The sequence below is a fragment of the Halomonas sp. HP20-15 genome (assembly GCF_033446685.1).
Taxonomy (GTDB): domain Bacteria; phylum Pseudomonadota; class Gammaproteobacteria; order Pseudomonadales; family Halomonadaceae; genus Modicisalibacter.
In genome coordinates this window covers 1-23481 of record NZ_JAWQLY010000003.1, presented here as the reverse complement: position 1 = coordinate 23481, position 23481 = coordinate 1, and the positions used below count along the sequence as shown (strand labels likewise).

The window sequence follows — 23481 nt, the reverse complement described above, 5'->3', positions numbered from 1 at the left end:
CAGGCTGGACTGCCCTCATGCCTGCCGCCAGGCGGCTAGGCCAAGCCTACTCGAAGGCCTGGGGCGGCATCATCGCCTCGACGTGCATGACCAGTTCCTCGAGCACCTGACGGTCGCGGTCGCTCAGCGCGACCTGATTGAGCTGCTCGATCTCGCGCGCGAAGGCCTTGAGGGTCAGGATCCCCAACGAGGTATCGTTCATCCGCGCCCAGCGAAACGCCTCCCACTGCTGCTGCTGCTCGCCGCTCAGAGTGTCGGGATAGCAGCGCGCGCGCAGCCGGAACAGCATCTCCTCGAGCCGCGGGTCCTGGAAGGCGAAGGCCGTCTCGCCTAGCGCCTCGGGCGCGGTTTCGTGGACGCGCTGCATCTCCTGGCGGTCGGCCGGCGAGAAGAAGCCACCGGAATAGAGCATGAAATCCGGGTCGCTGGGCGTCTTGCCCGGTCCCTCGGCGAACGCCGCGGCGGCCTTGCGGGCCGCCTCGGGGCGGGCGCACAGCGCCTGCCAGTGACGCTCGCAGAGCGCGCGGTCGAGCTTGAGCCGCGCCTGCACCTCGTCGGTCACCGCCGAGATCGGCAACAGCACCGGGCTACGGTTGATGTGGATGACCTTCAGCGGGATCCGCGATTCGCCCTCGCTGAGCTCGTCGGCACTGGCGAAGACCCGGGCGCGAATCGCCTCGACATCGAGCGCGAACAGCGGCTCGGGGTCGACGCTCAGGTCGTAGACGATCACCCCGTTGGGGTTCGACGGATGCTCGGCCAGCGGCATCACCAACGCGCTGCAGCCACGGCTCGCCGGATAGCGCCGCGAGACGTGCAGCATCGGCTTGTGCGAGGGGATATCCAGCAGCTTGGCCACCGCGCGCTTGCGGCGCAGGTCGAGCAAGTAATCGAACAGTTTGGGATTGCGTTCGCACAGCAACCGCGCCAGGGCGATGGTCGCGCGCACGTCGGCCAGCGCATCGTGGGCGCCGGCATGCTCGATGCCGTTGGCCGCGGTGAGATCCTCGAGACGAAAGCTCGGCGCACCGTCCTCGCGAAGCGGCCATTCGATGCCCGCCGGGCGCAGCGCATGGAAGGCACGCACCACGTCGATCAGATCCCAGCGCGAGTTGCCGTTCTGCCACTCGCGGGCGTAGGGGTCGAGGAAGTTGCGATAGAACAGATGGCGAGTGACCTCGTCATCGAAGCGCAGGCTGTTGTAGCCCAGCACGCAGGTACCCGGCACGCTCATCTCGGCGTTGATGCGCGCCGCGAACTCGATCTCGGGCAGTCCACGGCGGCGCGCCGTTTGCGGCGTGATACCGGTGATCAGGCAGGCTTGCGGGGCCGGCAGGTAATCGTCCGCCGGCTTGCAATAAAGCGTCAGCGGCTCACCGAGCTCGTTGAAATCGGCATCGGTGCGGATGGCCGCGAATTGAGAAGGCCTGTCGCTGCGCGGATCGGCGCCGAACGTCTCGTAGTCGTGCCACAGAAATGTCTGCGGCGAATCGCTGCGCTGCGCCATGCACGCTCCCCCTACCGGCTCAAAGCGTCCAGATTAGCACAGCGCCGCATTCGACTCAGCAATCAGGTCAGCGCGGCAGCGTGACGTTGAGCTCGAGAACCGAGCAATCGTCTTCGCTATCGAGAGTGATATTGATGGCATCCTGATCGACATTGACGTAGCGCCGAATCACCTCCAGCAATTCCCTCTCGAGCATCGGCATGTAGTCCGGCTGGTCACGCTGGCTACGCTGGTGCGCCACGATGATCTGCAGGCGCTCCTTGGCGACCGACGCGGATTTCTTGCGTTCACGCTTGAGAAATTCGAGTAGCTTCACCGACGACCTCCTCCGAACATGCGGGAGAGCAGGCTCTTTTTCTGATACTCATGGAAACGCAACGGCACTTCTTCACCGAGCAGACGCGACACCGTGTCGGTATAGGCCTGGCCGGCATCGCTCTTCAGGTCGTGGGTCACCGGAACGCCCTGGTTGGACGCCCGCAGCACCGCCTCGGACTCGGGGATCAGGCCGATCAGGTTGATCGCCAGGATCTCGTGAATGTCTTCGAGGTTGAGCATGTCGCCGCCGGTGACCCGCTCCGGATCGTAGCGCGTGATCAGCAGGTGCTCCTTGACCGGATCGCGGTTCTGCTCGGCGCGGCGGGTCTTGGAACCCAGCAGGCCGAGGATACGGTCGGAGTCGCGCACCGAGGAGACTTCGGGGTTGGTCACCACCACCGCCTCGTCGGCGAAGTACATGGCCAACTGCGCGCCGCGCTCGATGCCCGCCGGCGAGTCGCAGACCACGTAATCGAAATCCTTGCTCAGCGTATCGAGCACCTTCTCGACGCCCTCGGCGGTCAGGGCATCCTTGTCGCGGGTCTGCGAGGCCGGCAGGATATGCAGGTTCTCGACCCGCTTGTCGCGGATCATCGCCTGGTTGAGCCCCGCCTCGCCCTGGATCACGTTGATCAGGTCGTAGACCACGCGCCGTTCGCAGCCCATGATCAAATCGAGGTTACGCAACCCCACGTCGAAGTCGATTACCACCGTCTTCTTGCCGCGCAGCGCCAGCCCGGTGGCGATGGCTGCAGCACTGGTCGTTTTCCCGACCCCGCCCTTGCCGGAGGTCACTACTAGGATCTTGGCCAAGGTAAGCTTCCTGTTGCTGATATCGAAGATCGTCTCGCCGCGGCCGGCTCAGGCCAGCGGCGCAATGGTCAGTTGATCGTCATCGAGCCGCGCCTGCACGGCCTTGCCCAGCAGTTGCGGGTCGATGTCTTCCAGACGCTTGTAATTGCCGGCCAGCGAAAGCAGCTCGGCACGCAGTTCGTGACAGAAGATGCTGGCCTCGCGATCGCCGTGGATACCGGCCAGCGCGCGCCCGCGCAGCGCCCCGTAGACGTGGATGTTGCCGCCCGCCAGCACCTCGGCACCGGCGTTGACCGCGCCGAGCACGACCAGATCGCCATCCGGTGCGGTGACCTGTTGCCCGGAACGCACCGTGCCGCGATGAATGCGGCTACCCACCGCCACGACCCCACCGACGCCGGGCGCCAGGGGCGCTTCTTCCTCGGGCAGCGCTTGCGCGCGGCCCGTGGGCTCGACGCTTTCCAGGTTGCGGACCCGCTCTTCCTGGGGCGGGAACCAACCCAGCCCCAGGGCCCAGGCCGATTGCTTGACCGGATCGCCGCCGCCGCGCACCGCCACCGGCAACAGCTTGTGGGCGCGGCAGACCGCGCAGATACGCTCAAGTGCCAGGTGCGGCTCGTCGAGCTTTTCGACACTCAGCATTACCGGGGTATGCTGAAAGAAGGCCGGCGCCTGATTGAGCTTGCCGACCAATTGATCGCGAATCGCTTCGGGATCGGCGCTGGTCAGCTCCATGACCGTCATGGGCAGCATGCCACCCTTGAAAGTGAAGGCGCTGCCCGCCCTGTCCACATTGAGGCTCATAGCCGGTCTCCACGGTCGGGTAATGACACTTAAAACTAAGCGAGGGGTCGCCGGGCTGCAACTGATCATACGCTCAGCGAGCAACGCTTGTCAGTGTCGCCAGGCGACGACGCCCGGGCTTTTCCGGCGTCGATGCGCATGCTTATATAGCACGGGAGCCATAACGACGGCAGCGGATGCCGTCGGTCGCCTCACTTTCGTACGCCAAACCATCAGGGATGCGTTGCCACTCATGCCAGTCATGCCAGGATTTCTTCGCCGCCTCTTCGCCCCGCGTTGGCAGCACAGCGACCCGGCGGTGCGCCGCCAGGCGATCGCCCGCCTCGATCCCGCCGACGTCGAGGATCGCCAGCGCCTCGAAAAGCTGGCCGCTGACAGCGACAGCGAAGTGCGCCGTGCCGCGCTGGCGTGCTTCGAGGATCCGGCACGTCTAGTCGGCCTGCTCGAGCGCAGCGCTTCCCGCGAACTCCACGAGCGCCTGCTGGATCTGTTGATCGGGCGCGCCGGCGATACGCCGCTGGCCTTTCGGCTGACGCTGGTCGAGCGTCTCAGCGATCCCGACCTGCTCGAGACGATCGCCCTGCAGGGCGACAATCAGGGGCTGCGGCTGGCCGCCCTGGCGCGCCTCGAAGACGAGGACCGGCTGCTCAGGCAGGCCTGCGAGAACGGCATCGCCGCGGTACGCCAGGCGGCTGCCGAGCGCATCACCAGCGACACCGCGCTGACCCAGCTGACCCGCCGCGCCCGGCGCGACAAGCAGGTCGCCCGGATCGCCCGCATGCGACTCAATCGTCAGCGCGAGGATGCCGCCGAGGCGCGCCAGCGTGCGGCGCGGCGCGAACAATTGTTGAGCGCGCTCGAGCAACACGCCGAGCATGCCTGGGAGCCACTCTATGCGGGCCGCTACCGCCATCTGCAGCGTGAGTGGGACGCCCTGCCGGACGTGCCGACCCGCAGCCAGGAGCAGCGCTTCCATGAAGCCGCGCTGCGCTGTCGCAAGACCATCGCCGATCACGAGGCCCAGCACCACGCGCTCGCCGCCGCCGATCAGCGCCGCGACGATGCCGACGAGACGCGGCGTTCGTTGATCGAGGCCCTGGAAGACACCCTCGCCGGCCTGCGCCAGGGCGAGCGCATCGGCGAACAGGATATCGCCAGCCTGCAGGCCCAGAAGCGCCTGCTCGCCAACCGCTGGCAGACGCTTTCCGACCAGCACGCCCCGGACACCACGCTCAGCGAGCGCTACAACGCGGCGCTGATCGAGCACGAACGCATCCTGGCCGCCTGGCAGCGTACCGAGACCCAGGCCGCGACGCTCAAGCAGGCGCTCGAGGCGCGCGACGACCCGGCGATCCGAGACGCCGTCGACGCCCTGGATTGGCCCTCCGATCTGCCGCCGCCAGCGTTGCTAGCCCATGCGCAGCGCCGCCTGAGCGACCAGCGCAGCGAAGCGGCCGGCGAGGCCACGGCTTCGGCCGAGCGCTTTGCCCAGGAGTTGGGCACGCTCGACGAACTGCTCGACCGCGGCGCCTTCAAGCGCGCCAGCCGCCTCCATCAGAGCCTGCGCCAGCGCCTTGAGCGACTTCCCGAAGACGCCCGCCGCCAGCACCTGCCGACGCTCAAGCGCCTCGGTGCCCAGCTCGCCGAACTGCGCGACTGGCGCGGCTTCGTCGCCGGCCCCAAGCGCGAGCAACTCTGCCATGCCATCGAAGCGCTGGCCGACGACCAGGATCTCGACGACGGCGAACTCGACCGCCAGCACCGGCAGTTGATCAAGGACTGGAAGAACCTGGGCGATGCCGCCGCCGACCGCGAGCTTTCCGCGCGTTTCCGTGCGGCCTCGGATCGCATCCACGAACGGCTCGCCGCGTGGCGCGAGAAGCGCGACGCCGATCGTCAGCAGAACCTGATCGCCCGTCAGGGACTTTGCGAACAATTAGAAGCCCTGATCGCCAAGCCCGATCCTCAGGCCGACCCCGACGTGCTACGCCAGATCCGCGATCGCGCCCGCGAGCAGTGGCGACGCTTCTCGCCGGTCCCGCGCGATCAGGCCGAGGCCGTCGGCCAGCGCTTCGGCAATATCCGCCACGCCCTGCAGATGCTGATCGACCAGCGCGCCCAGGAGATCGCCGCCAGCAAGCGCGAGCTGGTCGAGCAGGCCCAGGCGCTGCAGAACGACGACGGCCCCGCCGCGCAACGCGCCGAGCGGGCCAAGGCCCTGCAGCGTCGCTGGCGCGAGCTGGGACGCGCTCCCAAGGGTGAGGAACAGACGTTGTGGCGCACCTTTCGCGGTGCCTGCGACAACATCTTTGCCGCCCGCGAGAACGAGCGCGACGACCGCGCCCAACGCACCCGCCAGCGCCTGGACGCCATGCAGGAATTGATCGAGCGTCTCGATGCCTGGCAGCCGGAGAGCAATCAGGACGCCTTGATACTCGAGGCGGCGATCGCCGAAGCGGAAGACCTCGAGCCACTGCCCCAGGGCCGTCGCAGCGAAGGCATGCGGCGGCGCTGGTCGGGCATCGTTCGCGCTCGCCGCGAGCGGTTGTCGCGACTGGCCATCAGCGAGGCGATTCACGGCTGGCAGGCCCTGCGGCCGCTGCTCGACGCCCACCTCCAGGCCGACGCCAAGGCGCTCGCCGGCGAACCCGCCGCGGACGTCGAGGAACACGACTCGCTTGCCGCCGACATCCAGCGCGCCCACCGGCAACGCAACGCGTTGCGCCGCGATCCGCCGGAGGCCAATCAGATCGCCGATCGTCTGGCCCGCCTTCGCGTCCACCTGGCGCTGCTCGCCGGCAGCCAAGTGAGCCGTGACGACGAACCGCTGCGCCTGGCGATCCAGGTCGAACGGCTCAACGAAGGACTCGGCCGCGAGCAGACCAAGGCCGAGGAACTGCACGGCGTCCTCGCCGAGATCTTCGCCACCGGACCGGTGTCGCCGGAACTCTGGCAGCGCGAAGCCGGTGAGCTCGACCTGCAGCTGTCGCGGCTGGCCGAACTACCGCCCGCCTGACCGATCATCCTTGGCGATACACGAAAAAGCGGGCCTCGCTGACGCGAGACCCGCTCTCTGGCTAGCAAGACGCCGAGCGCCCTTCAGCCCATGAACTGCCCACCGTTGATATCCAGGTTGGCCCCGGTGATGAACCCTGAGTCACGGTCGGCGAGGAAGCACACCGCCCGTGCGATCTCTTCGGGCTCGCCGAAGCGCTTGACCGGGATACCTTCGCGAATCGATTCACGGATCTTCTCGGGTATCTTCATGATCATGTCGGTGGCGATATAGCCGGGCGAGAGGGTGTTGACGGTGATGCCCTTGGTCGCGGTCTCCTGAGCCAGCGACATGGTCAGGCCGTGCATCCCCGCCTTGGCCGCCGAGTAGTTGGCCTGGCCGAACTGCCCCTTGCGCCCGTTGATCGAGGAAATGTTGACGATACGGCCGTAGCCGTTCTCGAGCATGTCCTCGAGCACGCAGCGACAGGTATTGAAGACACTATTGAGATTGCAGTTGATGACTTCCCCCCATTGTTCGGGACTCATCTTCTTGAGCGTGGTGTCGCGGGTGATGCCGGCGCAATTGACCAGCACGCTGACCGGACCGAACTTGTCGCGAATCTCGCGCACCCCGGCTTCGCAGTCCTCGTAGTCGATCAGATTGGCGCCGGACAGGGCGATGTTATCGAAGCCTTCGGCGCGCTGCTCTTCCAGCCAATGCTTGGCCTTTTCGGGATTGTGATAGCCCGCCACGACCTGGTAACCCTCCTTGGCCATGGCGCGGCAAATCGCGGTGCCGATGCCACCGGTACCGCCAGTTACCCAGGCGACGGGTGCTGTTTGTGTCATCTTGTCTCCCCCTGAGTCATTTCTATGGGATCGACGTCGATTTCCATGACGTCTTAGGCAAGGCCAATGGAGCCGCCTGGGAGTCAGTATGGCCGAGAGTACCGGGTCTACGCGAACATCCGCCCAAGGCTTGACGTCGCGCAATTTACTGGTAATATACGCCACACGATCTGATGCGGGGTGGAGCAGCCTGGTAGCTCGTCGGGCTCATAACCCGAAGGTCGTCGGTTCAAATCCGGCCCCCGCTACCAAACATGAAAAGCCGATCCAAGGGGTCGGCTTTTTCATTGGCGTACTCTCAGCGCAGCCCCTGCCCCGAAGGTCGCCTCCTCCTCTCGCTTCAACATCGGCGGCCCCCGCTACCAAGTTTCAGTCAGAAAACCGACCAGCGAGGTCGGTTTTTTTGTTGGGCACACCTTCGGCATAGCCTCTGGCCCGAAGGCCTTTGGTTCCCGCTCGTTTCAGTATCAGCAGTCCCCGCTACAAGTTCGTGAAAGCCGATCCTGGATCGGCTTTTCGTTGAGGCATTTCAGCATGGACCTAGCCCCAGCCACTTCGGACCGATATCGCATCTGGGAAAAGCGCTTAGCCGGGCTTCGATCGCGATTTTGCACGGCGTCGCGCCTGATCGGCACTGGCCACGTGAAGCATCCGCTGAAAGGTCGGGCATTCCATATGGCTCGGGGCGGGACAGGCAGCGGCATGGCGCAGGCCATCACGCAAGGCGGCGAGCTGGTGGATTGACCGGTCGAGCTCGTCAGCCTTCGCCAACAGCTGCACACGATCGACTTGGGGACGGCCGTCGGGGGCGAACATGGCGCCAATCTCGTCAAGCGAGAAACCGGCGGCCCGTCCGAGTGCAATCAAGGAAAGGCGTTCCAGCACGCCGGACACGAACACCCGACGCAACCCCCGGCGACCCACAGAACCGATGAGCCCTTTCTCCTCGTAGAAGCGCAGCGTCGAGGCGGGAACACCGGATCGACGCGCCACCTCGGCGATATCCATCCACTTCATGCTTGACCTCAAGTTCACTTGAACTTGTAGCATCTTGCAAATCATCACGCCTTGCAAGGCCGGTGACCACATGAATCGTGCCTACCTACACGCTTAGGCGGCGCGGCGCGCTGTACCATTGCGGAGAAAACTCATGTCCGAACAGATAATGACCTCAAACGGCGATACCCGACGTTCGGCCGAAGCACCGCTGACCTTTGCGGTTCTGGCGAGTGTGCAGGCTGCCCTCATCTTCACGATCGCTTTGATCATGATACCGCTGCCGCAGATTGCCGATGAATTCGCCCTCACTCCCGCCCAGGTCCTGCTGCTTCAGGTCGCCTACGGGTTGTCCTTCAGTGGCCTGCTGCTCTTTGGAGGTCGGCTAACCGACCGCTATGGGGCGCGGGCGATGCTGGCCACCGGCTTGGCGGTCTTCGGTCTGGCTTCACTCGTCGCCCCACTCACTGCCAGGTTCGACGTACTCATCGCCATGCGCTTCCTGCAGGGCGTGGGCGGTGCGATCACGGCACCTGCAGCGCTGGGCGTAGTCCGCGCTCTATTTCCGAGTGTCGCGGCATTCGCGCGCGCCATGGCAGTTTGGGGCGGTGTCTCCGTGCTTGGTGCCGTCCTCGGCTTCATCTCGTCGGGGATAATCTCAAGCTTCGTCTCCTGGCGCTGGATTTTCGTTGTTCCGATCACGGTATCGCTGCTTGGCCTTGCCGCCACGGCGAGCTTGCTGCCAGCATCCCAGGTTGTCGAACGGGCACGGCGTCCGGGCCTCGACCCCGCAGGTGCGCTGCTCGCCACGACTGGCATCGTGCTGGCAAGCTACGGCCTGATCGCCAGTCATGAGGCGAGCTGGGCATCCTTCAATGTTCTTGTGCCGCTGGCGACTGGAGTCGTGCTGTGCATCGCTTTCCTGATACTCGAACGCCGAGCGAGGCACCCCTTGCTGCCTCCCGTCTTTCTTCTCGACTCTGCGCGTCTTACGGGCCTAGCCGGAATGCTGCTCGCCGCGGCTGGCTCGCTATTGATCGAGTTCATTCTCCTCATTTATCTCCAGGAAGTTCGCGGCTGGACAGCACTGGAGACCGCCGTATCGTTCTTGCCATTCGCTGTCGCATTGTTTGGAAGCAACTTCCTCACCGCGCCGATCGTCGGCCGCTTCGGTGCGAGAGCCACGACCGTAGCAGGCCTCCTAGTCGGAGGCGTCGGCCTGGCATGGCTCGCGACCCTCGGTCATGAGACGGTTTATCTGACGACCTTGATGCCCGGGCAAATGCTACTCGCGGTGGGCATGGCACTTACCTTTGCAGGCTCCGCAGTGCTGGTTACGGCAAATGTCCCGGAGCCGCAGATGGGGCTCGCTGGCGGTGTCATGAATACGGCGATGGAACTCGGCCCCACGGTGGGCTTCACGTTGCTCATGGCGGTCGCAGCCACACGCGCCGACACCGTCGAAGGCTATGCCTGGGCGTTCGGAACGGCTGCCGCTATCTATGTCATTGCCGCCATGCTGGGGCTGGCCGTGCGCCAACCCTGCGCGCGCCGCTCTGACTCGGAACTGTGAAAGGAGCGCTTGCCATGCAAAACCTTGCGAGTTTTCTCCACCACACCATAGCGATCGGAGTCGGCGCGACGGTATTCATGGACTTCTGGGCCTTGTTGCAGAAGCGCCTATTCGGTATTCCTTCCCTCGATTACGCGATGGTGGGCCGGTGGCTCGGCCATATACCGAATGGCCGTCTACATCATGATGATCCTATCGGGGCCGCGCCATCAGTCACGGGAGAGAACCTGATCGGCTGGATGGCACATTACGCTAGTGGCATCGTATTAGCTGCTCTGCTGCTTGCGATCTGGGGGCTGGACTGGGTGCAGGCCCCCACCCTAGCGCCCCCGCTGATCATGGGGCTCGGTAGCATTGTTGCGCCGTTTTTTATCTTGCAGCCGGCGCTGGGCGCCGGCATCGCCGCCCGCCGGACCCCATCCCCAAACATCGCGCGGGCCAGGAGCTTGATCGCCCATCTCTCGTTCAGCATCGGCCTCTTCATCGCTGCACAAGCCTGGTCATGGATGCTCGGCGTCTAACCGACCATGTACGCGGACCGCAGACTGCTCACCCTTCGGCGGCTACGTTGCTCATGACCGGCTGGGCGACACCGAGCCGGCCGATACCCGGCAGCTTGAGCGCCGGCCGCGCCACATCGACGCCCAGCGTCAGGCCCAGCAGGTTCACTTCGACACCCTCGACCGCGGCCAGCGTCACCCCCAGCAACCCGTTCAAAGAGAGCTGATAGCCGGTGTCGCTGGGTGAGCGCGCCGCCCAGCCACTCGCCAGATAATCCTTGCCGACGGCGGTCGCCGGCAACGCGACATCAAGCCCCGGAACCTGACGAATCACCCAGGCCACGAAGGTGTTGCTGTTGGGTCCCGGCCATATGCGATAGCGATCGCGAAACGGATAGCGCTCGACGGCCGCCTCGATGGCTGGAATCATTGCCGCGGCCTGCGCACCGCGATAGTCGGCGATCAATGCGGGGAGGCTGCCGTACCAGGCACGATCGGGAACGCCGGTGCGCACCGACACCGTGGGGCGCCGCCAGCCGGTGACCTGCAACACCCGATAGCGGTGCGCGCCGGGCGGCTTGACCGCCAGCCAGGTATGCGTGGCGAAGGCGCCGCGCCAGCCGAAGGCACGGGCGGCGTAGACCTGGATCACCGCCTCCTGCGTCGTGGCGGGACTCGGTGCGAGCCCCGCCGAGGAGCGATCACTACTCGCCCAGTTGCCTTCCAGCTCGACCTGCGGCCCGGCCAGCATCGCCAACGGGCCACCGAGCAGCAAACCCAGGCCCAGCATCAGGCCCGCCATCCACCGACGCCAGTGCGTCATGCCGTCTCTCCCGTCTCGTCGGTTCGCGACGCATCGCTCGACCCACCGCAATGCTCTTGAATCGATCCCCCGCCGCCCGCATAACTAGGTAAATTTCCCGTTACCAAGGCTATTGCTATGCCGATCGTCGATCCCCGCACCGGAGACCCGCTGAGCACGCCCCAATCCGAGGCGCCTGCGGCTCAGGCAGATCCGTCGCAGTACATCGTTGAAGTCGACATGTCGAACTTCCAGCAGATCGTGCTGGAAGGCTCGATGCAGATCCCGGTCGTGCTCGATTGCTGGGCGCCCTGGTGCGAACCCTGCAAGAGCCTGACGCCGGTACTCGAGAAACTGGCCCATGAGTATGCCGGCAGCTTCGTGCTAGCCAAGCTCAACATCGAGGACAACCAGCAGATCGCCGCCCAGTTGGGCATTCGCTCGGTCCCCGACGTCAAGCTGATCATGCAGGGCCAGCTCTACGACCAGTTCCAGGGCGCGCTGCCCGAGAAGCAGATTCGCGACTGGCTGGCACAATACCTGAGCGCCCCGCAGGACGCCGAGGCCAGCCCCGAGGAACAGGCCGAGGCGGCACTGGCCGACGGTGACAGCGCCACGGCGCGAGCCATCTACGAGCAGCTGGTGCAGGATTATCCCGATTATCACGATTACCAGATCGGTTTGGCCAGCGCCCTGGTCGGCGAGGGCCGGGCCGACGACGCGCGGGCGCTGCTCGATAACCTGCCGCCGGAGCATCGCGACGCCGCCAAGGCGCGTGGCGTGCGGGCGCGCATCGAGTTCGGCGAGGAAGCGCCGGATGCCGAGGAGATCGCCGCACTCGAAGGCCGCGAAGACAGCGAGGCGCGCTTCAAGCGCGCGCTGCGTCAGGTCGCCGATGGCCGTTATGAGGAGGGCCTCGAAGGCTTGCTGGCACTCCTCAAGGCCGATCGCACCTACGGCGAGGATATCGCGCGCAAGACGCTGCTGCGGGTCTTCGATGCGCTGGGCGCCGAGCATCCGTTGACCGTGGCCTATCGCCGCAAGTTGTTCGCGTTGCTCTATTGATACAGACAATGCGACGCGCCGAACCGGTGCGTCGCATTGCCAGAGCCGAGCTAGCCGCGGCGCCAGCCATACAGGCCAAGCGCTGCACGGCGACGGGCGGCGAGTTCTGCCTCGTCCCGCCGGTTCGAGGTTACATGGGCTCCGCGCAGACAGCCGCCGTTGAGTTGCCAGGCCTGGTAGTGCAGTCGCTCCAGCCAACGCTGCCAGTCCGGCCAACCGGCGCGTTCATCGTCGTCTGCCATAGTCGCTATCTCCGTAAACGATAATTGTTATCGTTTGATGATAGGCTATCGTCGTCTCGCTGTCTTGCCCGCGATCAAGATTTACCGAGAACGCCATCCAGGCGTTGCAGGGCGGCCTCGAGTCGCTCCGGCGTGGTACCGAAATTGAGCCGGGCGAAGCCAGGCCAGCCGAAATCGGCGCCATCGGAGAGCGCGACCCGGGCGTGTTCGAGCAAATATTGCTGGGGGTTGTCACCGAGCCCCGCGTCTCGCAGATCGAGCCAGGCCAGGTAGGTCGCCTCGGGCAGCCGGCACTCGACGTTCGGCCAGCCCGCCAGGTGATCGACGATGCGTTGCCGGTTGTCGCGCAGGACCTCGAGCAGCGCCTGACGCCAGGGCTCGCCATCGCGGTAGGCGACCTCGGCGGCGAGCAGCCCCAACAGATTGACCTCGGGCATCAAACCGCTCATCGTCGCCTGCCAACGACGACGCAGCGTGGCATCGGCGATCACCGCGCAGGCGCAGCCCAATCCGGCGGTATTGAAGGTCTTCGATGGCGCCCATAGCGTGATGATGCGCGCGGCCAGTTCGGGATAGAGCGCGGCCAGCGGGCGATGCGGCTCGTCATCCAGGATCAGGTCGCAGTGCAGCTCGTCGGAGACGATCGTCAGGTCGTGACGCTCGGCCAGTTCGGCGAGCAGCGCCAGCTCCTCGCGATCCCACACTCGCCCGGTGGGGTTGTGCGGATGACACCACAACAGTAGCCGGGTCTGCGGGGTGATCGCCGCTTCCAGCGCCTCGCGGGTCAATCGCCACGGCTCGCCCGCGGCCGGCTCCTCCATCGGCGCCACCTGGGCGAGGCGGCCGCTGTGCTCGGCGACCTTGAGAAACGGCGGATAGATCGGCGTCAGCGTCAGCACGGCGTCGCCCGGCTCGGTCAGCGCCAGGCAGGCCAGATGCAGTGCCGGCACCACGCCGGGGAGCCATACCTGCCAGTCGGGCTCGATCGGCCAGTCATAATGCTGCGCGCTCCACGCGCACAACGTGTGACGCAGGCTGTCGGGGGTCGCATCGTAGCCGAACACGCCGTGCGCGACCCGCGCCTTTAGCGCTTCGGTGACCGCCGGCGGCGAAACGAAGTCCATGTCGGCAACCCACAGGGGCAATACATCGTCGGCGTAGCGCAGCCATTTCTTGGAGGCATACTGGCGACGGTCGATGGACGTGGCAAAATCGAAGCGCATGCGGGCTCCCGCGTTGTTGAAGGTCGAAAAAGTCGAAGGGCCGAAAAAACCGATGAGAGATTGAAGATGCCTGAAGCCACCTTCTATGCCAAGGCCATGCGCGGCGCCTCGCGGCTGGTCGGCCACTGGCTGTTGATCGGCGAGGCCAGCCCCGACCGGCTGGCGATGATCCTTGCCGACACCGCGCGGCTGGCCAAGCTCGGCGAACCCGAGGATACTCCCGACGGGGCCACGCTGACCGCCTGGAGCGGCGACGCCCAGCCACCGCTGTGGGCGGCGCGCACCGCGCTGTTCCTGCTGGTGCAGATGCCCCGCCGCCCGCTGCCGCGCGACGAGATCGAGGCCTGCACCTGGGCTTACTGTTGGCTGCGCAACCGCGATTTCGACAGTCCGGACAGCGCGCTCGCCGCGCTACCCGGGCATCTCCACGAGCCACTGCGCGAGCCGCTCGAACAAGCCTTCGTCGACCAGAACAGCCGACGCCTCGTCTAGCCACCCTAGAACCCGCCCGCGCCGGCTCGACGACCGCCCGCGCCCGGCCCAACGTCACTTTCGCTCTGGAGGTCATCGATGGAGGTTCCTCTCGCCTGGCAGGCATGCAAGCTGCTGGTCTCGGTGGGCATCGTGCTGGGCCTGTCGCTGGTTGCCGAACGCTTCAGCACGCGTATCGCCGGGCTGCTGTCCGGCTATCCGCTGGGAACGGCCGTCGCGCTGTTCTTCATCGGTCTCGAGATCGGCCCCCAGTTCGCTGCCGACAGCGCGGTATATACCCTGGCCGGCTTCACCGCCACGCTCGCCCTGGGCGCCGGCTATCTGCTGTGCGGCCGGCGCGACGGCCTCGCCGGCGTGCTGGCCGGCAGCGCAGGCGGCCTAGTCTGCTGGTTGGCGGTCAGCGCGGCCCTGGCGAGCGTCGACTTCACCCGCGTGAGCGGCAGCCTGACCACGCTGGTCGCGATCGCGCTGTTCAGCGCGCTCTACCGGCGCATTCCCGAGCGACGCACCGCCGCGCGGAGCGGCTTTTCCTGGTCGGCGCTGAGCTTCCGGGCCGCCCTGGCCGCCGCGATCATCTTCCTGATCACCGGCCTGGCGCATGTGCTGCCGCCTGCCTGGGCGGGCCTGCTCTCGGCGTTCCCGGTCACTTTCTTCCCGTTCCTGATCATCCTGCATCTCGACCACGGTGCCGCGCCCACGGCGACCGTCATCAAGCACTACCCGGCCGGCCTGGGCTCGTTGCTGTGTTACGCGCTCTGCGTCTCGTTGACCTACCCCGCCTGGGGCCTGGCGCTGGGCACCGCCGCCGGCTTCTTCGTCGCCACGCTGTGGCTCTGGGCCTGGACGCGCCTGCAGACCCTGCTCGCCTCCGCCGACCCGGCGCGCCTGACTTGACCGCGCCCACGGGGCGTTGGATTCTGAATGGCTGACAAGGAGCTAGCCATGTTCACCCGTAGCCTCGACCCAACGTTCAGTGATACCGACGCGCTGGGGCATATCAACAACACTCGCATCCCGGTGTGGTTCGAGTTCGCGCGCAACGACATCTGCCAGCTGTTCACTCCCGACCTGGATCCCCAGAAATGGGTCCTGATCCTCGCCCGCATCGAGGTCGAATACCGCGCCGAACTCTACTTCAACGCCCCGATCGAGATCCGTACCGGCGTGTCGCGGATCGGTTCGAGCTCGTTCACGGTCAGCCAGGCGCTGTATCAGCACGGCCGGCTGGGCGCCGAGGGCAAGACGGTGATGATCCATTACGATCATCAGGCCAAGCAGGCCAAGACGATTCCCGATGACGTGCGCGCGGCGCTGGAAAGCCACCTGATCGACGCAGCGGCGTTCGCCTCGTGACGCCGGCGATCCGCGTCCTCGAACGGGCCGGGGTCGCCTTCACGCTGCGCGAATACCGCCACGATCCGGCGACGCCGGCCTACGGGCTGGAGGCCGCCGAGGCACTCGGACTGCCTCCCGATAGCGTATTCAAGACACTACTGGCGACGCTCGACGGCAAACGCCTGGCCGTGGCCCTGGTGCCGGTATCGCGCACGCTCGACCTCAAGGCGCTGGCCCGCGCGGCGGGGGCCAAGAAGGCCGCCATGGCCGAAGCCGGCGTCGCCGAGCGCGCCACCGGCTATGTGGTCGGCGGCATCAGTCCGCTGGGCCAGAAACAGCGCTTGGCGACCTTCATCGACGCCAGTGCCGAGGCGCTGGATCAGTTGCACGTCAGCGCCGGCCGCCGCGGCCTGGAAGTCAGCCTGGCGCCGGACGACCTCGTGCGGCTCAGCGCGGCGCGACTCGCCGAGCTGGCCCGCTAGGGCCGCGCAAGACGGCGGCTCGCCATTCGACGGAGCGATACGATCATGGCCATTCGCTACGACCTGTGGATCGACCCCGACGACACCGAGCGCCACCGCGCCGTGGAGGCGGATCTCGAGCGCTACTTCGTCGAGCGCTTCGCCGACTACCCGCACATCCGCTTGTTCGGCGACGACCCTTACGATTATGATGCGCCGTTCAATCGCCTCTACGATGCGCTGATCATTCGCGCCGGCGACTACTGCGAGCGCCAGTGGCGCTACGTGCCCTCCCCGGTGCAACTCAACCAGGCCTTCTTCCGCGCGGTGGCGCGCTCGAACAAATTCCTGCGGGACCCCTTTGATGCTGATCCAAACCGATGAACGCCCCGACGACCGCCAGCTGGCCCTGATCGCCGAGCAGTTGGGCCGCGCACCACGCGGCATCCAGGCGATCACCGCCACCGATGGCGAAGGCATACCGCTGGTGTTGCGCATGGAGTCGATCGTCGATGACAAGCCGTTTCCCACCCTCTACTGGCTGTGCTCGGAGCGCCTCAAGGTCGAGCTGTCGCGCATCGAGGCCGCCGGCGTGATCAAGCAGCTCGAGGCGCGCCTGCAGGACGAGCCCGACTTCCTCGCCGCCTACCATCGCAGCCACGAGGATTATGTCGCCCGGCGTTGGGCGAGCATGCGCGCGGAGCATCGCCAATTGGCCGAGGCGCGCGGCTATGACGAATTGTTCCGCGAGCGCGGCATCGGCGGCATCAGTAACTGGGACCAGGTGCGCTGCCTGCACACCCAATACGCCCATCACCTGTCCGGCGACAACGTCATCGGCCAATGGCTCGACCGTGAATACGGCGTGATCGATTGCCTGCCCTGAGACCAACCCGCCGGAGCGCCCACTGCCGAAGGAGCAACCCATGCCAAGTATCTGCGTCTACCTGGGCTCGCGCGAGGGCCACGACCCGCGCTACAGGGAAGCCGCCGTGACGCTCGGCCGCGCCATCGCCGAGCGCGGCATGACACTGGTCTACGGTGGTGCCCGCGTCGGCCTGATGGGCGCGCTGGCCGACGCCGCCCTGGCCGCCGACGGCGAGGTGACCGGGGTCATCCCTCATCATCTGGTCGACCGCGAGCTGGCCCACGAGGGACTCACGACGCTGGTACGCGTCGCCGACATGCATGAGCGCAAGGCGAGCATGGCGGCGCACGCCGATGCCTTCGTCGCCCTGCCCGGCGGCATCGGTACGCTGGAGGAGTTGTTCGAGATCTGGACCTGGCAGTACCTTGGTCTGCACGACAAGCCGATCGGTGTGCTCGACGTCGCGGGTTTCTATCGGCCGCTGCTGGGGTTTCTCGACCAGGCCACCGAAAGCGGCTTCCTCGATGCGACGACCCGGGCCCGGCTGGTCGCGGCCTCGGAACCCGGCCCGCTGCTCGATCGGCTCAACCAGGCGGCTGGCGCCGTCGCTTCGCCCGCATCGTCGTAATCTCGTCGATCCCACCGGCCCTAACAGCCAGCGCGCCCCGGAGTGATGATGGATCGCGCTGCAATGTCGATCATGGTCCGCCTGCTCTTGCCGGTCCCGAACACCGCATGCCGACAATATATGACAGTGACGTGGCCGCCGAGGCTTGGGTACAGTGAGCAGGTATACCAGCGAGGAGAAACGGATGTTCGCCATCGCCATCGAAGATGACCAGACGCTGACCTGGCAGGAACAGGACGCTCCGCGCAGCGAGGGTCCTCACGACGTACGCATCCGCGTCGCCTGGGCGGGCATGAACCGCGCCGACGTGATGCAGCGGGCCGGCCAGTATCCGCCGCCGCCCGGCGTCTCCGAGATCCTGGGCCTCGAAATCAGCGGTACGGTGACCGACGTCGGCCCGCAGGTGGAGCGCCTGCGCCCGGGAGACAAGGTCTGCGCGCTGTTGGCGGGGGGTGGCTACGCCGAGGAGGTCGTCGTCCACCAGGACCAGGTGTTGCCGCTGCCCCAAGGCTTTGGCCTGCGCGAGGCGGCGGCGCTGCCCGAGGTCTACGCCACCGCCTGGCTGAACCTGTTCATGGAGGGAGGGCTGCGCCACGTCGAGGGTCGCCCCGAGCGGGTGTTGCTGCATGCCGGGGCGAGCGGCGTCGGCACCACGGCGATACAGCTGTGCCGGGCCTTCGGCTACCCCTGCTTCGTCACCGCCGGCGATGACCACAAGATCGCTCAGTGTCGGCAGTTGGGCGCCGATGACGGCTGGAACCGCCATCAGGGCAGCTTCGTCGAAGCCGTCAAGCATTGGGGCGGCGCCGATGTGATCCTCGACCCGGTAGGAGCGGGTTACCTGGCCGACAACCAGCAGGTGCTCAACCTGGATGGCCGGCTGGTGCTGATCGGCCTGATGGGTGGGCGCCACGCCGAGCTCGACATGGGCCGCATGCTGATGAAACGCCAGCGACTGATCGGCTCGACCCTGCGCAGCAAGTCGCCGAAGGCCAAGGGCGCGATCCTCGACAGCCTGCATACGCATGTCTGGCCACGCCTGGCCAGTGGCGAGCTGCGCGCGCTGATCGATCGCGACTGGCCAATTCAGCAGGCTGGCGAGGCGATGGCTTACCTGGAAAGCAATGCCAGTTTCGGCAAGGTGTTGCTGTCGGTCAGTGGCGAGGGCTGAAGCGCACCACCGGCAGAGAAGGAGAGAGCGAGCTCATCGCTCTGTGTCGCGGGTGCGCAGGTAGGTGAGCTGTAACAGCCGGGCGTCTTCGCCGGCGCGGTGCCGCTGGATGCCGCGCTCGCAGATCAGCGCTTCCTTGGTGCGCTTCCAGCAGGCCAGCTGCGACTCGTCGAGCAGCGAACGCAGGGCCTCGAGACGAAAGCGCGGCAGCATGCCGGCGTGATGGAAAAGCAGCGACAGCCAGGTGTTGTCGTAGCCCCAGCTATCGCTGTAGGCGATGCCGATCTCGGCGAGTTCGTCGTTGAGCCAGCGCGCCACTTCGACCGCCGGGTAGCCCTCGCGCTCGAGCCGACTGCGCGAAATGCCGTGCAGCAACTCCGCCTTTGGGTCCCAATGGGTCCATTCGTCCTGGGGCTGGATAAGGAAGGCACAGACGCTGCCGTCGGCCCGGGCCAGACCGACCTCGATGGGATAGCTGCCCCGGCCAAAACCGGACGCTTCGATATCGAGAAGAGTGGGCAGCGTCACATCATCTATCCTTTGTTACCGGCAGCGGCGGCGAGCGATGAACTCGGCGGGCAGGCTCCGTGGCGACACGGACCGGAGCAGCCCGGTCCGCCTAGCGTACGGGGTTAGACGACGCGAGGCGACCCCGAATGGCAATCAGTGGGTGAGGGAGTGCTGGTCGAGCTGGCCGACCTCACTGTAGCGCTCGGCGAGCGCCTGCCACTGGGCCGCACGCCGCGGGTCGACGGCCAGCCCCAGTTCGCCGAGGCGGTAGGCCTTCGCGAGGCGCTCCGCCGCTTGCGGATGCCCCGCTTCCCCAGCCCGCGCATACCAGGTCACGGCATGGTCGTCGCGACGCGGATACTGGGCACAGCCGTACTCATGGATGCGCCCGGCCTGGTACTGGGCGCGGCTGTCGCCGGTCTGGGCGGCCTGCAGCACATACCGCGCGCCCTTGGCCTTATCCTGGGGGGTTATGCCGCGATGAAACAGCATGTGCCCGTAGACCGACAATGCCGTGACATGTCCCGCTTCCGCGCACCGCTGAAAAAGCCGCAGGGTAAAACGCTGCGTGCGCGGCGAACGGGGTAACCAGCGGGTATGGAACAACTGCTCTGCCAACCGGAATTCAAGCCGGGTGAACAGGGAAGATGGCTGCGGCATGGCGACTAACACCTTGATCGAGTTTGCCTGGGTGACGACGTCGAGTGTGGCCCCTTCCCGAGCCAATCCACGCCTCATCTCCTGACTGCCAACCGCCCGGTCTCCGCCGGGGCAACGGGTGGCAAGCATACGCCCCACCCTGGCCCGACTCAACCCCCTCATTTGCCGCCTTGTAGACGCCCCGTTACCATGCTGTTTTCCGCCACTTTTCGGAGCCTCGAGCACATGCAGCAACGAGCGTTAGGCGATACCGGGATCAGCGTCAGTCGACTCTGCCTGGGCACCATGACCTTCGGCGAACAGAACAGCGAAGCCCAGGCCCATGAGCAACTCACGCGGGCCGTCGACGCCGGCATCAACTTCATCGATACCGCCGAGATGTACCCGGTGCCCCCCAGGGCGGAAACCCAGGGGCTCACCGAAGCCTATATCGGCAGCTGGCTCAAGGAGCGAGGCAAGCGCGACGATCTGGTCATCGCCACCAAGGCGGCCGGTCCGGGGCGCATGGACCACATCCGCGGCGGCGCACAGCTGACCCGCGATCACATCCAGCAGGCCATCGATGCCAGCCTGCAACGCCTGCAGACCGATTATGTGGATCTTTATCAGATCCACTGGCCGGCACGCAGCGTCAATATCTTCGGCCAGTTGGGCTATGCCCCCGACCCCGACGAGGACACCACGCCGCTCGAAGAGACACTGGCCGCGCTCAAGGAACTGGTCGACGCCGGCAAGGTGCGCGCCATCGGGCTCTCCAATGACACCCCCTGGGGGGTGATGCGCTGCCTGCAACTGGCCGACACTCTCGGCCTGCCGCGCGTCGCCAGCGTGCAGAACCCGTATAACCTGCTCAACCGCAGTTTCGAAGTGGGCCTGGCCGAGATCGCCGATCGCGAGAATGTCGGCCTGCTGGCCTATTCACCGCTGGCCTTCGGTGTGCTATCGGGCAAGTACCTGAACGGAGCTCGCCCCGAAGGCGGCCGCATTACCCTGTTCGAGCGCTTCTCGCGTTACACCTCCGAGGTCGCCGAACAGGCGACGCGCGCTTATGTCGATATCGCGCGGCGCCACGGTCTCGATCCGGCACGGATGGCGCTGGCCTTCGTCAATTCGCGGCCGTTCCTGATCAGCAACATCATCGGCGCCACGACGCTGGAGCAACTCGACAGCAATATCGCCAGCGAAGACCTGGTCCTGTCCCCGGCGGTGCTCGACGAGATCGAGGCCGTGCATCGTCGTATCTCCAATCCCTGCCCGTAACGCGGCAGGCGCTATGAGCCCGATAGCGCGGGGCCGATCGGCTTCCCGCTATCGGGCTTGATATACTGTCCCGCTGATCAATCGTCGCTTCTGGAGCCCGCCATGCTGAGCGTGATTTCCCCAGCCAAGACGCTGGATTTCGAAACCACCCCGACCACCACGATGCAGACTCAGCCGGATTATCTGGCCCAGAGCCAGGAATTGATCGATATCCTGCGCGATTACTCGCCGCAGCGGCTCGCCGAACTTATGGGCATCAGCGACAAGCTGGCCGGGCTCAATGCCGCGCGCTACGCCGAATGGCAGCCACCATTCGATCTCGACAACGCCAAGCAGGCCGCGCAGGCCTTCCAGGGCGACGTCTATGTAGGGCTGGACGCGGCCGCCTTCAGCGATGACGACAATGCGTTCGCCCAGGACCATCTGCGCATCCTTTCCGGTCTGTATGGCCTGTTGCGGCCGCTCGATCTAATCCAGCCCTATCGTCTGGAAATGGGTACCCGCCTGCCCAATCCGGCGGGCAAGGATCTGTACGCTTTCTGGAAAGAACGCCTGACCCGCGATCTCGATCGCGCCGTAACCGACAGCGGCACCCCCGTGCTGATCAACCTCGCCTCCAACGAGTACTTCAAGGCGATCGACACCCAGCGGCTGTCGTCACGAGTGATCACGCCGGTCTTCAAGGACGCCAAGAACGGCCAGTTCAAGATCATCAGCTTCTACGCCAAGAAGGCGCGTGGGCTGATGAGCGCCTGGCTGATTCGTCAACGTCTCGATGAGCCCGAAGGGCTCAAGGATTTCACGGTCGGCGGCTATCGCTATAACGCCACGCTCTCTCAGGGCGATACCTGGGTGTTCACCCGCGAGGAACAGGCCCACGGCTAATCGTCATCGCCGGTCGGATTCTGCCCCGGCCGCGCATTGACTACATCGTGCTGGGAGCGCTCCAGGGAACCCAGTAGAATGGAAGCAATACCTTCATGTCGCTTCCGGAGAATCCCATGCGCCATCTATTCATCATGCTGATGGTCGGTCTGCTCGGCTTCGGCCTGGCCGTCGACCACGCCGAAGCCCGCCGTCTCGGCGGCGGCAAGAGCTTCGGCTCCTATTCGCGCTCGACGGCGCAACAGCCCGCCGCTACCCAGCGGGCGGCCTCGACACCGCAACGCAAGCCCTCGGCGGGCCTGTCGCGCTTTGCCGGCCCGTTCGCCGGGCTACTCGCCGGCGGACTACTGGCCTCGCTGTTCTTCGGCGGCGGCTTCGACGGGATACGCATGATCGACGTTCTGTTGATCTGCGGCGCAATCTGGCTGGCCCTGCGCCTCTTCAGCCGACGCCGCACGGCCAACGCCACCGGCCCGGCCGCCCATCGCAGCCAGCACGATTCGACTCAGGCCGCGCAGCCCCAGACCTTTACCGCCTCATCGGGCATCCAGAGCGGTGGACTCGGCGCTCAGCCCGAATGGTTCGACAAGACGCGCTTTCTCAACGATGCCAAGGAGCATTACATGGCGCTGCAACGCGCCTGGGACAATAACGACCTGAGCAAGATCCAGGAATATGTGACACCCGAGCTCTACAACCTGTTGCGTGAAGAGCGGGCCAACCAGCCGGCCAACAATCGCACCGAGATCGTGCGGCTGTTCGTCGAGCTTGGCAACGTACAGGAGTACGCCCAGCAGGCCGAAGCCTCGGTAATCTTCCATGGCATCATCGACGAGAATGGCGACCATAACGAGTTCAACGAGACCTGGCACCTGACCCGCGACCTGCGCGAGGGATCGCCCTGGTACGTGCAGGGCATCGAGCAGAACCCCAGCGTCTGAGTTCTGAGCCAATTGCGGCGCACTAAAAAGCCGGGCCTAGGCCCGGCTTTTTTATACAACGATCCAGAATGAAAAGAGTGCTGCTCTGGAGCGCTTAATTATCCTGGGCGTCTTCGGCAGCATCCTGCACGTCTTCGCCCATCTCCTCGACGCTATCACCGGCATTTTCAGCGGCTTGGTCGATGTTCTCGCCCGCTTCCTCGGCCGGTCCCTGATCATCGCAGGCAGCCACGCCACCCAGCATCAATGCCAGCATCATCGCCAGACCCAGCTTACGCAGCAGATTCTTTTGCATCGTCTCCTCCTGAGAACGTAACGGTACTAGTAGAACTAATACCATACAGTGCACGGCGATGAACGCCAACCGCTTGTTTCATGACCAAATCATGAGCACCTGCGAGAGCGAGAAAGACACGTGCTCTTTCTTTTACCGTCACGCCGTTTCCCTCAGGCATAAAAAAAGCCCCCGGGGTATCCCGGGGGCTTTTCGTGAAGCTGCCTGACGGAAGCCCTAAACGACAACACCCCCGACCAATGGCCGGGGGTGTCGAAATAAATGCCTGACGATGACCTACTCTCGC

The 23481-nt window shown here is 65.6% G+C and carries 27 protein-coding genes and 1 tRNA gene; 16 read left to right on the top strand and 12 right to left on the bottom strand.

Annotated elements, in window-relative coordinates; translation table 11 throughout:
- Positions 1-46: 46 nt before the first annotated feature.
- The 4 genes from sbcB to minC form a co-directional block, all read right to left on the bottom strand.
- Positions 47-1507 (bottom strand): exodeoxyribonuclease I, encoded by a 1461-nt coding sequence (sbcB, locus tag R6258_RS04840; RefSeq protein ID WP_318448112.1) that lies wholly within the window; start codon positions 1505-1507, stop codon positions 47-49.
- A gap of 67 nt (positions 1508-1574) precedes the next feature.
- A complete protein-coding gene (gene minE / locus R6258_RS04835) occupies positions 1575-1823 on the bottom strand; it encodes a cell division topological specificity factor MinE (RefSeq protein WP_031384731.1) in 249 nt (82 codons plus the stop codon).
- A complete protein-coding gene (minD, locus tag R6258_RS04830; protein WP_318448108.1) occupies positions 1820-2638 on the bottom strand; it encodes a septum site-determining protein MinD in 819 nt (272 codons plus the stop codon). The genes minE and minD overlap by 4 nt, the downstream gene beginning before the upstream one ends.
- A 48-nt stretch (positions 2639-2686) precedes the next feature.
- Entirely contained in the window at positions 2687-3442 is a 756-nt protein-coding gene (gene minC / locus R6258_RS04825) for a septum site-determining protein MinC (RefSeq protein ID WP_318448106.1), read from the bottom strand.
- A 241-nt stretch (positions 3443-3683) separates the two neighbouring features.
- On the opposite strand from minC, the gene R6258_RS04820 reads away from it, so the two are divergent.
- Entirely contained in the window at positions 3684-6458 is a 2775-nt protein-coding gene (locus R6258_RS04820) for a DUF349 domain-containing protein (RefSeq protein ID WP_318448104.1), read from the top strand.
- Positions 6459-6541: 83 nt separating this feature from the next.
- Here R6258_RS04820 and phbB read toward each other — a convergent pair whose 3' ends face one another.
- Positions 6542-7288: an acetoacetyl-CoA reductase gene (gene phbB / locus R6258_RS04815; RefSeq protein ID WP_318448102.1), complete on the bottom strand. Its 747-nt coding sequence runs from the start codon at positions 7286-7288 to the stop codon at positions 6542-6544.
- Positions 7289-7462: 174 nt separating this feature from the next.
- On the opposite strand from phbB, the gene R6258_RS04810 reads away from it, so the two are divergent.
- A tRNA-Met gene (locus R6258_RS04810) sits at positions 7463-7539 on the top strand.
- Positions 7540-7873: 334 nt separating this feature from the next.
- Here R6258_RS04810 and R6258_RS04805 read toward each other — a convergent pair.
- Complete coding sequence (locus tag R6258_RS04805; RefSeq protein ID WP_412176354.1) at positions 7874-8305, bottom strand: helix-turn-helix domain-containing protein; 432 nt, start codon at positions 8303-8305, stop codon at positions 7874-7876.
- A 133-nt stretch (positions 8306-8438) separates the two neighbouring features.
- Between R6258_RS04805 and R6258_RS04800 the strand changes: the two genes are divergently transcribed.
- Together R6258_RS04800 and R6258_RS04795 are read left to right on the top strand one after the other, a co-directional pair.
- Entirely contained in the window at positions 8439-9857 is a 1419-nt protein-coding gene (locus tag R6258_RS04800; protein ID WP_318448099.1) for an MFS transporter, read from the top strand.
- 14 nt (positions 9858-9871) lie between these two features.
- Entirely contained in the window at positions 9872-10378 is a 507-nt protein-coding gene (locus R6258_RS04795; RefSeq protein WP_318448096.1) for a DUF2938 domain-containing protein, read from the top strand.
- Between the two features lie 28 nt (positions 10379-10406).
- Here the strand turns inward: R6258_RS04795 and R6258_RS04790 are convergent, their stop codons facing one another.
- A complete protein-coding gene (locus tag R6258_RS04790) occupies positions 10407-11180 on the bottom strand; it encodes a DUF3750 domain-containing protein (protein ID WP_318448094.1) in 774 nt (257 codons plus the stop codon).
- Positions 11181-11297: 117 nt separating this feature from the next.
- On the opposite strand from R6258_RS04790, the gene R6258_RS04785 reads away from it, so the two are divergent.
- Positions 11298-12224 (top strand): tetratricopeptide repeat protein, encoded by a 927-nt coding sequence (locus R6258_RS04785; RefSeq protein WP_318448091.1) that lies wholly within the window; start codon positions 11298-11300, stop codon positions 12222-12224.
- 50 nt (positions 12225-12274) lie between these two features.
- Here R6258_RS04785 and R6258_RS04780 read toward each other — a convergent pair whose 3' ends face one another.
- Positions 12275-12466: a hypothetical protein gene (locus R6258_RS04780; RefSeq protein ID WP_318448088.1), complete on the bottom strand. Its 192-nt coding sequence runs from the start codon at positions 12464-12466 to the stop codon at positions 12275-12277.
- A 74-nt stretch (positions 12467-12540) separates the two neighbouring features.
- On the bottom strand, positions 12541-13689 hold the full coding sequence (locus R6258_RS04775) for a PatB family C-S lyase (RefSeq protein WP_318448087.1): 1149 nt from the start codon (positions 13687-13689) through the stop codon (positions 12541-12543).
- 66 nt (positions 13690-13755) lie between these two features.
- On the opposite strand from R6258_RS04775, the gene R6258_RS04770 reads away from it, so the two are divergent.
- From R6258_RS04770 to R6258_RS04735, 8 genes are all read left to right on the top strand, one after another.
- The gene (locus tag R6258_RS04770) at positions 13756-14181 is read left to right on the top strand and encodes a hypothetical protein (RefSeq protein WP_318448084.1); all 426 of its coding nucleotides are present in this window, start codon (positions 13756-13758) and stop codon (positions 14179-14181) included.
- 78 nt (positions 14182-14259) lie between these two features.
- A complete protein-coding gene (locus tag R6258_RS04765) occupies positions 14260-15075 on the top strand; it encodes a hypothetical protein (RefSeq protein WP_318448082.1) in 816 nt (271 codons plus the stop codon).
- A gap of 48 nt (positions 15076-15123) precedes the next feature.
- On the top strand, positions 15124-15534 hold the full coding sequence (locus R6258_RS04760) for a thioesterase family protein (protein ID WP_318448079.1): 411 nt from the start codon (positions 15124-15126) through the stop codon (positions 15532-15534).
- The gene (ybaK, locus tag R6258_RS04755; RefSeq protein WP_318448076.1) at positions 15531-15998 is read left to right on the top strand and encodes a Cys-tRNA(Pro) deacylase; all 468 of its coding nucleotides are present in this window, start codon (positions 15531-15533) and stop codon (positions 15996-15998) included. The genes R6258_RS04760 and ybaK overlap by 4 nt, the downstream gene beginning before the upstream one ends.
- Positions 15999-16043: 45 nt before the next feature.
- On the top strand, positions 16044-16361 hold the full coding sequence (locus R6258_RS04750) for a hypothetical protein (RefSeq protein ID WP_318448074.1): 318 nt from the start codon (positions 16044-16046) through the stop codon (positions 16359-16361).
- Complete coding sequence (locus R6258_RS04745) at positions 16342-16863, top strand: DUF501 domain-containing protein (RefSeq protein ID WP_318448072.1); 522 nt, start codon at positions 16342-16344, stop codon at positions 16861-16863. Before R6258_RS04750 ends, R6258_RS04745 begins: the two co-directional genes overlap by 20 nt.
- A 40-nt stretch (positions 16864-16903) precedes the next feature.
- On the top strand, positions 16904-17473 hold the full coding sequence (locus tag R6258_RS04740; RefSeq protein ID WP_318448070.1) for a TIGR00730 family Rossman fold protein: 570 nt from the start codon (positions 16904-16906) through the stop codon (positions 17471-17473).
- A 184-nt stretch (positions 17474-17657) separates the two neighbouring features.
- Complete coding sequence (locus tag R6258_RS04735; protein ID WP_318448068.1) at positions 17658-18644, top strand: NAD(P)H-quinone oxidoreductase; 987 nt, start codon at positions 17658-17660, stop codon at positions 18642-18644.
- Between the two features lie 33 nt (positions 18645-18677).
- Here the strand turns inward: R6258_RS04735 and R6258_RS04730 are convergent, their stop codons facing one another.
- Positions 18678-19172, bottom strand: coding sequence for a hypothetical protein (locus tag R6258_RS04730; RefSeq protein WP_318448065.1), 495 nt, complete (start codon positions 19170-19172; stop codon positions 18678-18680).
- 135 nt (positions 19173-19307) lie between these two features.
- Entirely contained in the window at positions 19308-19814 is a 507-nt protein-coding gene (locus tag R6258_RS04725; RefSeq protein WP_318448756.1) for a tetratricopeptide repeat protein, read from the bottom strand.
- Between the two features lie 225 nt (positions 19815-20039).
- On the opposite strand from R6258_RS04725, the gene R6258_RS04720 reads away from it, so the two are divergent.
- The 3 genes from R6258_RS04720 (at position 20040) to R6258_RS04710 (ending at position 22900) form a co-directional block, all read left to right on the top strand.
- Positions 20040-21074 (top strand): NADP(H)-dependent aldo-keto reductase, encoded by a 1035-nt coding sequence (locus R6258_RS04720; RefSeq protein ID WP_318448062.1) that lies wholly within the window; start codon positions 20040-20042, stop codon positions 21072-21074.
- A 102-nt stretch (positions 21075-21176) separates the two neighbouring features.
- Entirely contained in the window at positions 21177-21959 is a 783-nt protein-coding gene (yaaA, locus tag R6258_RS04715; protein WP_318448060.1) for a peroxide stress protein YaaA, read from the top strand.
- Between the two features lie 116 nt (positions 21960-22075).
- Positions 22076-22900, top strand: coding sequence for a Tim44 domain-containing protein (locus tag R6258_RS04710; protein ID WP_318448057.1), 825 nt, complete (start codon positions 22076-22078; stop codon positions 22898-22900).
- 94 nt (positions 22901-22994) lie between these two features.
- Here the strand turns inward: R6258_RS04710 and R6258_RS04705 are convergent, their stop codons facing one another.
- The gene (locus tag R6258_RS04705) at positions 22995-23195 is read right to left on the bottom strand and encodes a hypothetical protein (protein WP_318448055.1); all 201 of its coding nucleotides are present in this window, start codon (positions 23193-23195) and stop codon (positions 22995-22997) included.
- Between the last annotated feature and the right edge of the window lie 286 nt (positions 23196-23481).

Excerpts from the sequence above, each read along its gene's own strand:
- sbcB (WP_318448112.1), bottom strand. The coding sequence starts at position 1,507 with ATGGCGCAGCGCAGCGATTCGCCGCAGACATTTCTGTGGCACGACTAC.
- minC (WP_318448106.1), bottom strand. The coding sequence starts at position 3,442 with ATGAGCCTCAATGTGGACAGGGCGGGCAGCGCCTTCACTTTCAAGGGT.
- R6258_RS04820 (WP_318448104.1), top strand. The coding sequence starts at position 3,684 with ATGCCAGGATTTCTTCGCCGCCTCTTCGCCCCGCGTTGGCAGCACAGC.
- phbB (WP_318448102.1), bottom strand. The coding sequence starts at position 7,288 with ATGACACAAACAGCACCCGTCGCCTGGGTAACTGGCGGTACCGGTGGC.
- R6258_RS04805 (WP_412176354.1), bottom strand. The coding sequence starts at position 8,305 with ATGAAGTGGATGGATATCGCCGAGGTGGCGCGTCGATCCGGTGTTCCC.
- R6258_RS04800 (WP_318448099.1), top strand. The coding sequence starts at position 8,439 with ATGTCCGAACAGATAATGACCTCAAACGGCGATACCCGACGTTCGGCC.
- R6258_RS04795 (WP_318448096.1), top strand. The coding sequence starts at position 9,872 with ATGCAAAACCTTGCGAGTTTTCTCCACCACACCATAGCGATCGGAGTC.
- R6258_RS04790 (WP_318448094.1), bottom strand. The coding sequence starts at position 11,180 with ATGACGCACTGGCGTCGGTGGATGGCGGGCCTGATGCTGGGCCTGGGT.
- R6258_RS04785 (WP_318448091.1), top strand. The coding sequence starts at position 11,298 with ATGCCGATCGTCGATCCCCGCACCGGAGACCCGCTGAGCACGCCCCAA.
- R6258_RS04780 (WP_318448088.1), bottom strand. The coding sequence starts at position 12,466 with ATGGCAGACGACGATGAACGCGCCGGTTGGCCGGACTGGCAGCGTTGG.
- R6258_RS04775 (WP_318448087.1), bottom strand. The coding sequence starts at position 13,689 with ATGCGCTTCGATTTTGCCACGTCCATCGACCGTCGCCAGTATGCCTCC.
- R6258_RS04770 (WP_318448084.1), top strand. The coding sequence starts at position 13,756 with ATGCCTGAAGCCACCTTCTATGCCAAGGCCATGCGCGGCGCCTCGCGG.
- R6258_RS04765 (WP_318448082.1), top strand. The coding sequence starts at position 14,260 with ATGGAGGTTCCTCTCGCCTGGCAGGCATGCAAGCTGCTGGTCTCGGTG.
- R6258_RS04760 (WP_318448079.1), top strand. The coding sequence starts at position 15,124 with ATGTTCACCCGTAGCCTCGACCCAACGTTCAGTGATACCGACGCGCTG.
- R6258_RS04750 (WP_318448074.1), top strand. The coding sequence starts at position 16,044 with ATGGCCATTCGCTACGACCTGTGGATCGACCCCGACGACACCGAGCGC.
- R6258_RS04745 (WP_318448072.1), top strand. The coding sequence starts at position 16,342 with ATGCTGATCCAAACCGATGAACGCCCCGACGACCGCCAGCTGGCCCTG.
- R6258_RS04740 (WP_318448070.1), top strand. The coding sequence starts at position 16,904 with ATGCCAAGTATCTGCGTCTACCTGGGCTCGCGCGAGGGCCACGACCCG.
- R6258_RS04735 (WP_318448068.1), top strand. The coding sequence starts at position 17,658 with ATGTTCGCCATCGCCATCGAAGATGACCAGACGCTGACCTGGCAGGAA.
- R6258_RS04725 (WP_318448756.1), bottom strand. The coding sequence starts at position 19,814 with ATGCCGCAGCCATCTTCCCTGTTCACCCGGCTTGAATTCCGGTTGGCA.
- R6258_RS04720 (WP_318448062.1), top strand. The coding sequence starts at position 20,040 with ATGCAGCAACGAGCGTTAGGCGATACCGGGATCAGCGTCAGTCGACTC.
- yaaA (WP_318448060.1), top strand. The coding sequence starts at position 21,177 with ATGCTGAGCGTGATTTCCCCAGCCAAGACGCTGGATTTCGAAACCACC.
- R6258_RS04710 (WP_318448057.1), top strand. The coding sequence starts at position 22,076 with ATGCGCCATCTATTCATCATGCTGATGGTCGGTCTGCTCGGCTTCGGC.
- R6258_RS04705 (WP_318448055.1), bottom strand. The coding sequence starts at position 23,195 with ATGCAAAAGAATCTGCTGCGTAAGCTGGGTCTGGCGATGATGCTGGCA.